10 protein-coding genes are annotated in these 13,897 nt (G+C 65.1%); 7 read left to right on the top strand and 3 right to left on the bottom strand.

The genetic code is table 11. The annotated features are described in order from the left end of the window. Window positions 1-41: 41 nt before the first annotated feature. A complete protein-coding gene (locus tag ACXJMY_RS31675) occupies window positions 42-1,148 on the bottom strand; it encodes a hypothetical protein (RefSeq protein WP_456623274.1) in 1,107 nt (368 codons plus the stop codon). A 582-nt stretch (window positions 1,149-1,730) separates the two neighbouring features. Here ACXJMY_RS31675 and ACXJMY_RS31670 point away from each other — a divergent pair. The 4 genes from ACXJMY_RS31670 to ACXJMY_RS31655 all read left to right on the top strand — a co-directional run bounded on the left by ACXJMY_RS31670 (window position 1,731) and on the right by ACXJMY_RS31655 (window position 6,436). Next, entirely contained in the window at window positions 1,731-3,302 is a 1,572-nt protein-coding gene (locus tag ACXJMY_RS31670) for an ABC transporter ATP-binding protein (RefSeq protein WP_456623273.1), read from the top strand. Beyond that, on the top strand, window positions 3,286-4,377 hold the full coding sequence (locus ACXJMY_RS31665) for an ABC transporter permease (RefSeq protein WP_456623272.1): 1,092 nt from the start codon (window positions 3,286-3,288) through the stop codon (window positions 4,375-4,377). Before ACXJMY_RS31670 ends, ACXJMY_RS31665 begins: the two co-directional genes overlap by 17 nt. Beyond that, complete coding sequence (locus tag ACXJMY_RS31660; protein WP_456623271.1) at window positions 4,364-5,281, top strand: ABC transporter permease; 918 nt, start codon at window positions 4,364-4,366, stop codon at window positions 5,279-5,281. The genes ACXJMY_RS31665 and ACXJMY_RS31660 overlap by 14 nt, the downstream gene beginning before the upstream one ends. 78 nt (window positions 5,282-5,359) lie before the next feature. Then, entirely contained in the window at window positions 5,360-6,436 is a 1,077-nt protein-coding gene (locus ACXJMY_RS31655) for a BMP family ABC transporter substrate-binding protein (RefSeq protein WP_456623270.1), read from the top strand. Between the two features lie 106 nt (window positions 6,437-6,542). Here ACXJMY_RS31655 and ACXJMY_RS31650 read toward each other — a convergent pair whose 3' ends face one another. After that, window positions 6,543-7,892, bottom strand: coding sequence for an 8-oxoguanine deaminase (locus tag ACXJMY_RS31650; RefSeq protein WP_456623269.1), 1,350 nt, complete (start codon window positions 7,890-7,892; stop codon window positions 6,543-6,545). A gap of 152 nt (window positions 7,893-8,044) precedes the next feature. On the opposite strand from ACXJMY_RS31650, the gene ACXJMY_RS31645 reads away from it, so the two are divergent. Genes ACXJMY_RS31645 through ACXJMY_RS31635 form a run of 3 tightly spaced genes read left to right on the top strand, consistent with a single transcriptional unit; the run spans window position 8,045 to window position 13,012 of the window. Further along, on the top strand, window positions 8,045-8,872 hold the full coding sequence (locus ACXJMY_RS31645; RefSeq protein ID WP_456623268.1) for an FAD binding domain-containing protein: 828 nt from the start codon (window positions 8,045-8,047) through the stop codon (window positions 8,870-8,872). Next, on the top strand, window positions 8,869-11,592 hold the full coding sequence (locus ACXJMY_RS31640) for a molybdopterin-dependent oxidoreductase (protein ID WP_456623267.1): 2,724 nt from the start codon (window positions 8,869-8,871) through the stop codon (window positions 11,590-11,592). Before ACXJMY_RS31645 ends, ACXJMY_RS31640 begins: the two co-directional genes overlap by 4 nt. Window positions 11,593-11,614: 22 nt before the next feature. Next, window positions 11,615-13,012 (top strand): nucleobase:cation symporter-2 family protein, encoded by a 1,398-nt coding sequence (locus ACXJMY_RS31635; RefSeq protein ID WP_456623266.1) that lies wholly within the window; start codon window positions 11,615-11,617, stop codon window positions 13,010-13,012. Here the strand turns inward: ACXJMY_RS31635 and uraD are convergent. Further along, complete coding sequence (gene uraD / locus ACXJMY_RS31630) at window positions 13,009-13,896, bottom strand: 2-oxo-4-hydroxy-4-carboxy-5-ureidoimidazoline decarboxylase (protein ID WP_456623265.1); 888 nt, start codon at window positions 13,894-13,896, stop codon at window positions 13,009-13,011. The genes ACXJMY_RS31635 and uraD overlap by 4 nt on opposite strands. Window position 13,897 lies beyond the last annotated feature (1 nt).

The following is a 13,897-nucleotide window of genomic DNA, read 5'->3' as shown; positions in this document are numbered from 1 at the left end:
CATGCGCGGCGCCATTGCTGTAGCTTGGAGACCTCGATCGATCAGAACTTCACAGTGACACCGCCGTAGACCGTGGATTCGGTGCAGCTGTTGGTGCTTTGGCCAGTCGCGGCGATGGTGCAGACGCCGGGCATGGCGTTGTGGTCGAGGCCGAACTTGTTCTGCCAGTAGCGGTAGGCGACCCAGAGATCGACGAAGTGCGAGTACTTGTCACCCCAAGCGGCCTTCGAAGCGTCGAAGGTCAATCGGATCGGTTCGCTGTTCAACTCGACCTTGGAAGCAGTAGAGAACCGGCCAGGGCCGGAGAGTGCGGGAAGGCCGTTCGAGTCGCCCTTCGCTCCATACCAGCCGGCGCGGCCGCTGATCGACCAGAACTGCATGTTCGGCGGCAGGAAGCCGAGGTCCATGTAGTAGTTGATTTCGACGGCCCAGGTCGGCTTGTAGCTGACGTTGCCGTCCGAGTTACAGGTGACGCCCGGCAAGCCCGGTCCAAACAGGCCGCACTGGGTGAAGGCATTGTGGTTCAGGAACTCGTAGTACACCAAGGGCGCGACGTTGATGTAGCCCTTGTAGGGAAGGTCGAAGGCGAACTGCAGACCGGCGACAACGTCGCGCTTGGCGGGCGCCAGGAAGTTGTTCTCGGTGTTGGCATCCATGCCGACTTCGAACGAGATGTTGTGCAGMGGCCCCATGGTGAAGGCCTTGGTGTTGAAGATCTCGTTCCAGCCGAAGGTCGAGCGGAACAGGCCGTAGATCTCGGTCGCACCCGCGCAGTCGCTGGCGGTGCCGCCGATGTTCACGCCCGGCGCGACGCAAGGGCTGGCAGGGTCGTTATGACCCGACTTGAACATCGAGATGGTGAAGAAGTTGGTGCCGTAGGCCCAGAGGTCGAAATGGGTGAAGGAGTAGACCTGCTTGGCGGTGGTGCCGTTGATGCTGCCGTCGGGACGGACGCTCCACATGCCGGGGTCGGTGCCCTTGGGCATCCAGGAGAACGTGACGCGGTTGTCGATCACCAGGAAAAACGGGAGATCAGCCGCCTTCTTCGCGGCCTTGACGGGCAAATCTGCTGCCTGAGCCAGGCCAACGGTGGCGAGCGTAGCAAGTGACAGCGCCGCCGCTGCAATTGCCCTGAAACGAAACGACATCCTGAATACCCCCAAGTTTGGACACGTAAAAATGAACGTCCCTTGGGTGCGACACTTGCGCCGATCTCCCGGAGTGAGAAGCCTCAACTTTTTTCAAGGCATGCCGCTTGTTTCGGCAGCGGGCGGCACTTCGCCGCGGGATTTCGAGGTTTTTTCGCGTTGCCCTCAGGTGCAAGCGGCAAGGCGACGACGGCTATTGCTGAACATCCCCGTTTGATTTCGTTCGTCTTTTGCGTCGATCAAACGGCACGGACACGATCGTCCGCGACGATCGTCATTGCGGTCCGTCATTGCATACGCGTGATGGTGCGAGTTTGCTCAACTTCACGTCAGGCCTGCATAGCGGGTTCCGAATTGGCTTGGACCGTCACAAATTTGCAACAGACGTTGCTCCCGAGACGCGGCCGCGACGGCTGTCCGGAGTGCAGTGGGGAGCGACCGGCCCCCGGTGAGAAGGACGACTCGCGATGCCTGCCCACCTGCCGAAGCGTTGAGCAAGGGATGACGCTTTTTCACACCTTACGCGCCGGTTCAAACTGGCCCACAATTGAGGCACTTCACCCCATGCAAGCGCATCAGCGAATGTTAGATCCGACGCCTAGCGGCCTGCATTCCGGCGAGTCCCCTCTGCTGAGGACGATCGGACTCACCAAGCGCTATGGTGATTTCCTCGCCAACGACTCCATCGACATCGACATCTGGCCGAAGGAAATCCACGCCCTGCTCGGCGAGAACGGCGCCGGCAAGTCGACGCTGGTCAAGGCGATCTACGGGCTGATCCAGCCCAGTGCCGGCGAGATTCGCTGGCAGGGCGAGCCGATCTTGCTGTCGGGCCCGTCGGAGGCGCGCAGTCGCGGCATCGGCATGGTGTTCCAGCATTTTTCGCTGTTCGACAATCTCACCGTCGCCGAGAACGTCGCGCTCGGGCTCGACGGCAAAGAGTCCTTCAAGGACATGTCGGCGCGGCTGGAGCAGGTGTCGAAGACCTATGGACTGCCGCTCGATCCCAGGCGCGAGGTCTGGCAATTGTCGGTCGGCGAGCGCCAGCGCATCGAGATCGTCCGCGCGCTGATGCAGGACCCCAAATTCCTGATCCTGGACGAGCCTACGGCCGTGCTGACGCCGCAGGAGGCCGATCAGCTCTTCATCGTGCTGGAGCGGCTCAAAGCCGAAGGCCGCGCCATTCTCTACATCAGCCACAAGCTCGACGAGGTGAAGCGGCTCTGCGACACCGCCACGATCCTGCGCGGCGGCAAGAAGGTGCAAACCTGCAATCCGAGACTCGAGACCGCGGCCTCGCTCGCGCGCATGATGGTGGGCGCTGAGATCAAGGAGGTGAAAGCTGCGGCCGGCCGGCAGATCACGGTGCCGCGGCTAGTCGTCAACGATCTCTCGCTCGCGCCTAGCGAAGCGCACGGCGTGCGGCTCGAGCACATCGCGTTCGAGCTGAAGGGCGGCGAGATTCTGGGCATCGCCGGCGTCGCCGGCAACGGCCAGGACGAGCTGTTCGCCGCGCTCTCCGGCGAGCGCCTGTCCAAGGACCCCGGCACGGTGGTGATCGAAGGCATCGCCGCCGGCCATCTCTCGATCACGCAGCGGCGCAAGCTGGGTGCCGCCTTCGTTCCCGAGGAACGTCTCGGCCACGGCACCGCGCCGCGCATGAAGCTGTCGGAGAACGCGCTGCTCACCGGGCACGCCGCCAGCGGCATGGTCAATCATGGCTTCATCGACACCGCGGCCACGCTGAAGACCGTGGACCGCGCGACCGAAACCTTCGACGTCCGCAAGGCCAAGCGCGATCCGGAAGCAGCATCCCTGTCGGGCGGCAATCTGCAGAAATTCATCGTCGGCCGCGAGATCCTGCGCAACCCGGCGGTGCTGGTGGTGAGCCAGCCGACCTGGGGCGTCGACGCCGGTGCCGCCGCGGTCATCCGCCAGGCGCTGCTCGATCTGGCAACCGCAGGCGCCGCCGTGCTCGTGACCAGCCAAGACCTCGACGAGCTCGCCGAGATCGCTGACCGCATCGCCGTGATGTTCCACGGCCGGCTGTCGGCACCGCTCGCGACCAGCGAAGCGACCCGCGAGAAGCTCGGCCTTCTGATGGGCGGCAGCAGCCTGGAGCCGAAGGAGGCCGCGCATGCAGTTGGTGCTTGAGAAGCGGTCCGAACGCTCCAACACGATCGCGCTGGTCTCGCCGCTGATCGCGATCGGCTTGACGATCGTGACCATGACCATCCTGTTCGCGATCCTCGGCAAGAATCCGCTTCTGGCCCTGCATGCCTATTTCATCGCGCCCTTGACCGACGGCTATTCGCTCCAGGAGATCGCGGTGAAGGCGACGCCGCTGGTGATGATCGCGATCGGGCTGTCGCTCTGCTACCTCGCCAATGCCTGGAACATCGGCGCCGAGGGGCAATTCCTGATCGGCGCCGTCGCCGGAAGCTGGATCGCGGTGAAGACTCAAGGCACCGATGCCGGTGCCTGGGTGCTGCCGGCGATGTTCGTGCTCGCGGCAGCCGCAGGCGCGCTCTATGCGCTGATCCCCGCGATCTGCAAGGTGAAGTTCGGCGCCAGCGAAATCCTGACCAGCCTGATGCTGGTCTATGTCGCCGACCTCTTCCTCGACTATCTCGTGCGCGGGCCCTGGCGCGATCCGCACGGCTTCAACTTTCCGACCACGGCAGAATTCGATCCGGTCGCAACCGTGCCCCTGCTGATCGAAGGTGGCCGGCTGCATCTCGGTTCGATCATCGCGCTGCTGGTCGTCGCGGCAGCGGCGATCCTGCTCGGGCGAACCATCAAGGGATTTGAGATCCGCGTGGTCGGCGCTGCGCCCCGCGCCGCACGGTTCGGCGGCTTCAACGCCAACCAGCTGATCATCCTGACCTTCGCGGTGTCGGGCGCGCTCGCAGGTCTTGCCGGCATCATCGAGGTCGCGGGTCCCGTGGGCCATCTCCAGCCCGGCATTTCGCCGGGCTACGGTTTTACCGCGATCATCGTTGCCTTCCTCGGCCGGTTGAACCCGCTTGGAATATTAATTGCAGGCCTTTTTCTCGCGTTGACCTTTATCGGCGGCGAGCAGGCGCAGATCGCGATGAAGATCCCGTTGGACGTCACCAAGGTATTTCAGGGCATCCTGCTGTTCTACGTGCTCGCCTGCGATTCCCTCATCCTCTACCGCTTCAAGCTGGTCTTCCCGAACCGTCAGGTGGCCGGTGGAACTGGTTGAAGCCATCATCCTGGCGGTGCTCGCCGCGTCGACGCCGTTGCTGATCGCGGCGACCGGCGAGCTCGTGACCGAACGCTCCGGCGTGCTCAATCTCGGCGTCGAGGGCATGATGATCGTCGGCGCGGCCTGCGGCTTCGCCGGCGCGTGGCTGACCGGCTCGATCTTCGTCGGCGCGCTGTTCGGCATCGTCGCGGGCACGCTGATGTCGCTGATCTTCGCGCTGATGGCGCTTGGGCTCGCCGTCAACCAGGTTGCGACGGGGCTCGCACTGACCATCCTGGGCGTCGGACTCTCCGGCCTGATCGGTGCCGGCTTCGTCGGCGAACGCATCACGCCTGCGGTGCATCTCTACATTCCCGGCCTCACCGACATCCCGCTGATCGGCCGCGTGCTGTTCGGCGAGGACGCCTTCGTCTATTTCTCGCTGGCACTGATCGTCGGCGTCTGGTGGTTCCTGTACCGCACCCGGCCGGGGCTGATCCTGCGCGCCTGCGGCGATAATCACGTCTCCGCGCATGCGCTCGGCTATCCCGTGCTGCGCATCCGCACCTTCGCCGTGATGTTCGGCGGCGCCTGCGCCGGGCTTGCCGGCGCCTATCTTCCGCTCGCCTATACACCGTTCTTCATTCCCGGCATGACCGCAGGCCGCGGCTGGATCGCGCTGGCGCTGGTGGTGTTCTCGTCGTGGCGGCCGGGCCGGCTCGTCGTCGGCGCTTACCTGTTCGGCGCGGTGACGATCCTGCAACTGCACGCGCAAGGCTGGGGCGTCGGCATTCCCTCGCAGTTCATGTCGGCGCTGCCTTATCTCGCGACCGTCATCGTCCTGGTCCTGCTCTCCCGTGCGCGCACCGGCGGCTCGACCGCGCCGGCCGCGCTCGGCACCGTGTTCGTGCCTGACCGCTAACGTTTCATTTCCGCGGCGTGCGCGATGGGGCGCGCATGTTGCGGATCGTGGCTTTCCCCGACTGTTTGGAGATTGATGATGAGGAAAACACTTCTTGTGCTGGCTGCAGGGCTTTTACTTGCCGGAAGCGTCAGTGCAGCCTCCGCCGCCGACAAGCTGAAAGTCGGTTTCATCTATTTGGGCCCGATCGGAGACCTCGGGTGGACCTACCAGCACGATGTCGGGCGCCAGGCGCTGGTGAAGGAATTGGGCGACAAGATCGAGACCACCTATCTCGAGAACGTGCCTGAAGGTCCCGACGCCGAACGCGCCATCGAGCAGCTCGTCCGCGCCGGCAACAAGCTGATCTTCACCACCTCGTTCGGCTACATGGATCCGACGCTAAAGGTCGCGAAGAAGTATCCGAACGTGCATTTCGAGCATTCCACCGGCTACAAGCGCGACAAGAACATGTCGACCTATTCGGCCAAGTGGTACCAGGGCCGCTACATCCAGGGCCTGATCGCGGCCAAGATGTCGAAGTCCGGTGTGCTCGGCTATATCGGCTCGTTCCCGATCCCCGAGGTCGTCTCCGGCATCAACGCGACGATCCTCGCGGCACAGACCATCAACCCGAACATCAAGGTCAAGATCATCTGGGCCAACACCTGGTTCGACCCGGGCAAGGAAGCCGACGCCGCCAAGGCGCTGATCGACCAGGGCGCCGACGTCATCATGCAGCACACGGATTCGCCGGCAGCGATGCAGATCGCCAGCGAACGCGGCAAGCTCGCCTTCGGCCAGGATTCCGAGATGATCAAGTTCGGACCGAAGACCCAATTGACCTCGATCCTCGACACCTGGGGCCCCTACTACATCGAACGCGTCAAGGCGGAGCTCGCCGGCACCTGGAAGTCAGAGGACACCTGGGGCGGCCTCGACAGCCACATGTTCGCGATGGCGCCCTATACCAACATGCCTGACGACGTGAAGAAGATCGCCGAGGATGCCCAGGCCGCGATCACGGCGGGCAAACTCCACCCGTTCAAGTGCCCGGTCATTGGGCAGGACGGCAAGGAGGTCGAGTGCAAGGGCGGCGCCAATCTTGCTGACGGCCAGATCCTCGGCATGAATTTCTACGTCAAGGGCATCGACGACAAGCTGCCGGGCAAGTAGCACGCTTCTTGCATTGCTGAAAACACCTGCTCCTCCCGGAGGAGGTTCGGAGGGGGTAGCCACAAGCACCCGGCACTTGTGGTTGCCCCCTCTTTTTATTCCGCCCCTATCCCGCCTGCATCGCCCGCGCCGCGGAACTGTGGCGGCGGATGAGGTCAGCGACGTCCAGTCCCGGGATCGCGCCGTCGACCACGGCCCATTTTCCTGCCACCATCACCCGATCCGCCCGCTGCGCCCCGCACAGCACCAGCGCGGCCAGTGGGTCGCCATGGCCGGAGAAGCGCAGTTCGTCGAGCTTGAACAGCGCCAGATCGGCCGCCTTGCCGACGGCGATCTCGCCGAGCTCCGGACGGCCGACACAGGCCGCCGATCCCCTGGTAGCCCAGCGCAGCGCATCCTTGTGGCTGACCTTCGTTACGCCGTAGCGCGCCCGTTGCAGCAGGAAGGCCGCCCGCACCTCCTGCATCAGGTTCGATCCGTCGTTCGAGGCCGAGCCGTCGACACCGATCCCGATGCCAACGCCGGCCTCCTCCATCTCGCATACCGGACAGCAGCCCGACGCCAGGAGCTGGTTGCTACAGGCACAATGGCTGATGGTCGTCTTCGCCTTGCCGAGACGCTTGATCTCGTCGGCGTTGAAGAAGATGCCGTGGGCGAGCCAGGTCCGCGCATTGAGCCAGCCGCACTGTTCGAGATAGTCGAGCGGACGGCAGCCATACATCTGCTGGCAAAACCTGTTCTCGTCCTCGGTCTCCGCCAGATGGGTGTGCAGACGCACGTCGAGCTTCCCGGCGAGATCGGCGGTGGCGCGCATCAACGACGTCGTTACCGAAAAGGGCGAGCATGGCGCCAGCGCGATCTGCACCATCGCATCCGCACCGCGCTGGTGATACTTGGCGACCACCCGCGTACTGTCGGCGAGAATCGTGTCCTCGTCCTGCACAACGCTGTCCGGCGGCAAGCCGCCGTCGCGCTGCGACAGGTTCATGGAGCCGCGCGTGAGCAGCACACGAACACCGAGCCGTCTTGCAACCGCAACCTCGATATCGACGGACTCCTCGAGCCCCGCCGGGAATACGTAGTGATGATCCGTCGTGGTGGTGCAACCCGAGAGCAGCAGCTCGGACATCGCCACCGTGACGCCGAGCTCGAGCGATTCCGGCGTCAGCTTCGCCCACACCGGGTACAGCGCCTGGAGCCAGGGAAACAGCTCGCGATCCATCGCCGCCGGCAATGCCCGCGTCAGCGTTTGGTAGAAATGATGATGCGTGTTGATGAGGCCCGGCAGCACGACATGCTCGCCGGCGTCGAATACCACGGCATCCGCGGTCGCGGGCGTGCCGCCGGCCGGGACGATCTCGATGATGCGGCCGTCTTTCACCACGATCCCGCGCTCGGCGCTGTCGGCGAGGATGGCCAGGGGATCCCTGATCCAGATCGGCTTTGCGTCGCTCATGATGCCGCGTCTCCTCACATTCTCTGGCGACACGCCTGCAAGGCAGGGGCCAGCCCAATCGCACTCTTGTGCGACTTGTTGTTGCGACTTGGCGCCCCTCTTGCAAGACTTTCCGGTAGAGTAGTTCCTCCGATCGAGGCACTGGCGCAGCCATGGACTTGAATACCATCACGGCGGTGGCGCATCCGCAAACGCGTTCCCAACTGCCCGTTTGGACGCCAGGTGATGCTTGGCTCGCGGGCGGCACCTGGCTGTTCTCAGAACCACAGGCGCACCTGACGCGGCTGGTCGATCTCACCGATCTGAAATGGCCCGCACTGACGATCACCGAAAGCCATCTCAGCGTTGCCGCGACCTGCACCATCGCGCAGCTCGATGGCCTCGCCTGCCCGGCCGACTGGCTCGCAGCTCCGCTGATCAGCCAGTGTTGCCGCGCCTTCCTCGCCTCCTTCAAGATCTGGAAGACCGCGACGGTCGGCGGCAATCTCTGCATGTCGCTGCCGGCGGGACCGATGATCTCGCTCACCTCCGCGCTCAATGGCGTCTGCACCATCTGGAAGGCCGGTGGCGGCGAGCAGAAGATCCCCGTCGCCGACTTCGTCACCGGCAACCAGCGCAACCGCCTGGCGCCGGGCGACCTCTTGCGACAGATCGATATTCCCATCGCTGCACTGAAGCGTCGCTCGGCGTTTCGCCAGATCTCGCTCGCGCCGGTCGGCCGCTCCGGGGCGCTTCTGATCGGGAGCCTCGATGGCGACGGTGCGCTGACGCTGACGGTGACCGCGTCGACCGTGCGGCCGATCCAACTGTCATTTCCCGGGCTGCCCGATGCGAGCGCGCTCCGCGCAGCCGTCTCGGACGAGATCACCGACGACCTGTACCACACCGACATCCACGGCAAGCCGCTCTGGCGCAAGCACATGACGCTGCGGCTGGCCGAGGAAATCCGCGGCGAATTGCTGGATACGGCACGGCCATGAGCTTCGAGATCGACGGCAAGCCGTTTTCGCAAGAGCCGCGCGCAGGCCAGTGCCTGCGCACGTTCCTGCGTGAGCTCGGCCATTTTGGCGTCAAGAAGGGCTGCGACGCCGGCGATTGCGGCGCCTGCACGGTACTGCTCGACGGCGAGCCGGTGCATAGCTGCCTGATCCCTGCCTTCCGCGCCGAGGGCCGCGCCATTACCACGATCGAAGGGCTTGGCGGGGACAGTGGCACGCACCCGATGCAGCAGGCCTTTCTCGACGCGCAAGGGTTCCAATGCGGCTTCTGCACCGCCGGCATGATCCTGACCTGCGCCTCGCTGAACCAGGCCCAGCGCACGGATCTCGGAGTTGCGCTGAAGGGCAACATCTGCCGCTGCACCGGCTATCGTGCGATCGAGGACGCGATCCTCGGCAAGACCAATGTCGAGGAGAGCATCGAGGCCGGCGCTGCGTTCGGCCGCAGTCTGCCGGCGCCCGCGGGCGCTGACATTGTCTGCGGCAAGGCGCGTTACACCTTCGACACCGCCATCGACGGCCTGCTGCACATCAAGCTGCTTCGCTCGCCGCACACACACGCGAAAATCGTCGCGATCGACAAAGCGGCGGCGCTGGCCGTCCCCGGCGTGCAAGCGGTGCTGACCCATGAAGACGGGCCGCCGGTGCTGTTCTCGACCGCGCGGCACGAGAAGGACTGGATGGATCCCGAGGACACCCGCATCCTCGATGACGTCGTCCGCTTCATCGGCCAGAGGGTCGCCGCGGTCGTCGCCGAGAGCGAAGCCGCCGCCGAGGAAGCATGTCGCAGGCTGAAGGTCGAATATGAGATCCTGCCCGCGCTGGTGGACCCCGAGCGGGCAATGGAGCCGGGGGCCTCCATCGTTCATCCCGATCGAACCACCGAGAACCGCGTTGCCGACGCCCGGCGCAACCTCGTCGCGGAGACACATGGCGAGTTCGGCGACGTGGCCGCCGCGCTCGCGACGTCCGCCGTCACCTTCGAAGGCACCTTCCACAGCCACCGCGTGCAGCACGCCGCGCTGGAGACCCATGGCGGCCTTGCCTGGCTCGACGATTCCGGCGTGCTCAACGTCCGCTGCTCGACACAGGTGCCGTTCCTGACCCGGCGTGCGCTGTCGGGCATCTTCGCGCTTCCCATGGACAAGGTCCGCGTGTTCTGCGAGCGCGTCGGCGGCGGTTTTGGCGGCAAGCAGGAGATGTTCGTCGAGGACATTCTGGCGCTCGCTGCGCTGAAGACTGGACGCCCCGTGAAGCTCGAACTCACCCGCGAAGAGCAGTTCATCGCGACCTCGACCCGGCACCCGATGCGGGTTCACATCAAGGCGGGCGCTGATGCGGACGGCAAGCTCACCGCACTCCAGCTCGACGTGCTCTCCAACACGGGCGCCTACGGCAATCACGCCGGCCCCGTGATGTTTCACGCGGTGTCCGAGTCCATCAGTGTCTACAACTGCCCCAACAAAAAGGTCGACGGCGTCGCCGTCTACACCAACACGGTGCCGGCGGGCGCATTTCGGGGCTATGGCCTGCCGCAAACGCTGATCGCGGTGGAGGCCGCAATCGATGAACTGGCAAGGCAGCTCGGCATCAGTCCCTACGACATGCGCCGCCGCAACATCGTCAAGCCCGGCGATCCCATGCTGTCACCGCCGCCGTCCGAATACCATGATGTGCTCTATGGCTCTTACGGGCTCGACCAGTGCCTCGACCTCGTCGAACGCGCGATGCAAGCCGACACGCCGCAGCCCGAGCTGTCGCCGGAGTGGCTGATCGGCGAAGGCATCGCGCTGACCATGATCGACACGGTGCCGCCGGCCGGCCACATCGCGGATGCCATGATCGCGCTCAACGACGACGGCGGCTTCGACCTCACCGTCGGTACCGCCGAGTTCGGCAACGGCACCAGCACCGTGCACCGGCAGATCGCAGCGACGACGCTGGCGACGACGGTGGACAGGATTTGCCTGCGCCAGTCCGACACCGCCCATGGCGGCCACGACACCGGCGCCTATGGCAGCGCGGGAATCTTTGTTGCCGGCAAGGCGACGCACGCGGCGGCCGTGCGGCTTGCGGCCGAACTGAAGGCAGCGGCCGCTGCCGCCTGGCTTTGCGATGTCGCGACTTGTGTGCTCGAAGGCGAATTCGTCGTCAGCGGTGTCCGGCGAATGTCATTCACGGAACTGGCGAAACTCGCGCGCGAGCGCGGGCAGCCGCTCACCGCCAGCGGCAATTCCGGCGGCACGCCGCGCTCGGTCGGCTTCAACGTCCATGGCTTTCGCGTCGCGGTGAACAAGGGCACGGGTGAGCTCAAGATTCTCAGGAGCGTTCAGGCGGCGGACGCCGGCGTCGTCGCCAACCCCATGCAGTGCCGCGGCCAGGTCGAGGGCGGCGTGGCGCAGGCGCTTGGTGCAGCGCTCTACGAGGAGATGGTGATCGACGCGGACGGCCGCGTCACCAACCCGAAATTCCGCGACTATCACCTGCCCTCCTTCGCCGACGTGCCGCGCAGCGAGGTCTTCTTCGCCGATACCTCCGACACGATCGGGCCGCTGGGCGCGAAGTCGATGAGCGAGAGCCCGTACAATCCCGTCGCCGCCGCACTCGGCAACGCGATTGCAGACGCCACCGGCATCCGCTTCACGGCGCCGCCTTTCAAGCCGGACCGGCTGTTTCCGGCCCTGCACGACAAATTTGGTTAGGCCTATTTCGGGGGATTCATTCATGAGCAGCGAGGTCCATCCCGTCGACGAGGTCCTGCCGGTCCCGCGCCTGCTCGCGCTCGGGCTCCAGCACGTGCTGGTGATGTATGCCGGCGCGGTCGCGGTGCCGCTGATCATCGGACGCGCGCTGAAGCTGCCGCCGGAGGACGTCGCCTTCCTGATCAGCGCCGACCTGTTCGCCTGCGGGATTGCGACGCTGGTGCAATGCCTCGGCTTTCCCGGCGTCGGCATCCGCCTGCCGGTGATGATGGGTGTGACGTTTGCCTCAGTCGGACCGATGCTCTCGATGGCGGCCGCGCCCGATATCGGCCTGCTCGGCATCTACGGCTCCGTCATCGCCGCCGGCATCTTCGGCATCGTCGCCGCGCCCTTCGTCAGCCGGCTGCTGCCGCTGTTTCCGCCAGTGGTCACCGGCAGCATCATTCTCGTCATCGGCATCTCCTTGATGCGGGTCGGCATCAACTGGGCCGGCGGCGGCCTGCCGACGCTGACGAAGGTAGTTGACGGCGTCGCCGGCAGCTTTCCCAATCCGGCCTATGGGCAATTGCAGGGGCTCGGCATTTCGCTGTTCGTGCTGCTCTTCATCCTCGGCCTGATCAAATGGGGCACCGGCTTCCTCGCCAACGTTTCCGTGCTGCTCGGCATCGTCGCCGGCGCCGTACTCGCAACCATTCTGGGCGTGATGCATTTCGACAAGGTCACTGCCGCCTCCTGGGGCGCGCTGGTGATCCCCTTCCGCTTCGGCATGCCGCAATTCCACCTCGTGCCGGTTATCACGATGAGTGTCGTCATGATCGTGGTGATGATCGAATCGCTCGGCATGTTCCTCGCGCTCGGCGACATCACCGGCAAGGCGATCGACCGCGAAGCCCTGAGCCGGGGCTTGCGCGCCGACGGCGTCGGCACGCTGCTCGGCGGCATCTTCAACACCTTTCCCTACACCTCGTTCTCGCAGAATGTCGGCCTGGTCTCGGTCACCGGCGTGCGGTCGCGCTGGGTGACGGTGACGGGCGGCTGCATCATGCTCGGGCTCGGCCTGCTGCCGAAGCTCGCCGCGCTGGTCGAGGCGGTGCCGCTGGTCGTGCTCGGTGGCGCGGGCCTCGTGATGTTCGGCATGGTCGCGGCAACAGGCGCGCGCATCCTCACCTCGGTCGATTTCCGCACCAACCGCTACAATCTCTTCATCGTCGCGATCTCGATCGGCTTCGGCCTGATCCCGCTCGCCGCGCCCGGCTTCTTCCGGAACCTGCCGCATGATCTCCAGCCGCTGCTGGAGTCCGGCATTTTGCTTTGTGCGGTGGTCTCGGTGCTGCTCAACGCCTTCTTCAACGGCTTGAGCGGCGGTGCTGCGGCTGAGGCAGATGCAGCGGCAGTCGCGTCATCCGCGCAGCATGTCTAGCTGCCGCGATAGGTCGAATAGCTCCAGGGCGTGACCAGCAGCGGCACGTGGTAGTGGCTTTCCGGCTCGCTGATCGCAAAGCGCAGCGGGATCTCGTCGAGGAACGGCGGCTCCGACAGCGGCACGTTGCGCTCGGCGTAATATTTGGCGACGCGGAAGCGAAGCTCGTAGCGGCCGATCGGAAGCGGACGGCCGCCGATCAACGGTTGATCGGTACGCCCATCCGCATTGGTGACGGTGCGCGCGACGACGCGGCTCTCGCCGAGATTCGCAAGCTCAATCAGCTCGACCGGAATGCCCGGCGCGGGCTTGCCGGCGTGATTGTCCAGCACATGGGTCGAGAGCCGGCCGTGCACCTTGAGCTTGTCGTCGGCGACAACGAGCTGGTCGAGCCGCAGCGCCGAGATGCGGCCGATCTCCTCGATCGCACGTCGCGTCTCGGTCTTGGCAATATTGAGCAGCCGCGTCTCGAAGTCGGCCAGCACGGAATCCCTGGTGTGGCGGCGCACGCAGACGATGTAGGGGAAGCCGAACTTTTCACGGTACGCATTGTTGACGCGCTCGAACGCGGCATATTCGGCGTCCGACAGCCGGTCGAGGCCGGCACTGTTCTGCTCGTCGGTCGATTCCGCCGTCAGGCCCGCGGCGCGCTGGGTCTTGTTGGCGAGATCGGGATGCGCCCGGATCAGCGCCATCTGGACATCGGGCTCGGCACTCTGGATCGCGGCCATCAGCGCGGTGTGCAATGGGTTGATGCCGGTGAACGGCCGCTGCCCGGCGAGCTTCTCCGCAATCCACGGCGAATATTCGACGACATTGGCGAGGGCCGCGACGAAGTCGGCTTTGTCGGCGGCGTTGAGATCGGCGAGCGAGATTTGCGACATC

This window comes from Bradyrhizobium sp. P5_C12 (assembly GCF_054049735.1).
Note: the sequence above shows the minus strand (reverse complement) of the source record. Positions and strands in the feature narration are given on the sequence as shown.

Coding starts and splice junctions, on each gene's coding strand:
- ACXJMY_RS31665 (WP_456623272.1), top strand. CDS start 3,286: ATGCAGTTGGTGCTTGAGAAGCGGTCCGAACGCTCCAACACGATCGCG.
- ACXJMY_RS31645 (WP_456623268.1), top strand. CDS start 8,045: ATGGACTTGAATACCATCACGGCGGTGGCGCATCCGCAAACGCGTTCC.
- ACXJMY_RS31635 (WP_456623266.1), top strand. CDS start 11,615: ATGAGCAGCGAGGTCCATCCCGTCGACGAGGTCCTGCCGGTCCCGCGC.
- uraD (WP_456623265.1), bottom strand. CDS start 13,896: ATGTCGCAAATCTCGCTCGCCGATCTCAACGCCGCCGACAAAGCCGAC.
- ACXJMY_RS31640 (WP_456623267.1), top strand. CDS start 8,869: ATGAGCTTCGAGATCGACGGCAAGCCGTTTTCGCAAGAGCCGCGCGCA.
- ACXJMY_RS31670 (WP_456623273.1), top strand. CDS start 1,731: ATGTTAGATCCGACGCCTAGCGGCCTGCATTCCGGCGAGTCCCCTCTG.
- ACXJMY_RS31650 (WP_456623269.1), bottom strand. CDS start 7,892: ATGAGCGACGCAAAGCCGATCTGGATCAGGGATCCCCTGGCCATCCTC.
- ACXJMY_RS31655 (WP_456623270.1), top strand. CDS start 5,360: ATGAGGAAAACACTTCTTGTGCTGGCTGCAGGGCTTTTACTTGCCGGA.